The 374-nt window shown below is 69.5% G+C and carries 1 protein-coding gene; it reads left to right on the top strand.

Annotation, left to right across the window (positions count from 1 at the left end):
- On the top strand, positions 1-374 hold a 374-nt coding region (locus tag SB751_RS28515; protein ID WP_410748855.1), incomplete at both ends, for an enoyl-CoA hydratase-related protein.

The raw sequence follows: 374 nt of genomic DNA, 5'->3' as shown, positions 1-374 counted from the left end.
ATCGCGAACTCGCCGAAATCTGGCGCGACGTCGACCGCGATCCGAACGCGCGCGTGGCCGTGATTCGCGGCGAGGGCAAGGGCTTTTCGGCCGGCGGCGATCTCGCGCTCGTCGAAGACATGGCGCTGCATTTCGACGTGCGCGCGCGTGTCTGGCGCGAGGCGCGCGATCTCGTCTACAACGTCATCAATTGCAGCAAGCCGATCGTCTCGGCGATGCACGGGCCGGCCGTGGGCGCGGGTCTCGTCGCGGGGCTGCTCGCCGATATTTCGATCGCCACGAAGAGCGCGCGCATCATCGACGGGCATACGCGGCTGGGCGTGGCCGCGGGCGACCACGCGGCGATCGTCTGGCCGCTGCTGTGCGGCATGGCG

The sequence above is a fragment of the Cupriavidus sp. SIMBA_020 genome (assembly GCF_046535395.1).
Taxonomy (GTDB): Bacteria; Pseudomonadota; Gammaproteobacteria; order Burkholderiales; family Burkholderiaceae; genus Cupriavidus; species Cupriavidus campinensis.
The sequence above is the reverse complement of the archived record's forward strand: the minus strand, read 5'-3'. Positions and strand labels throughout refer to the sequence as shown.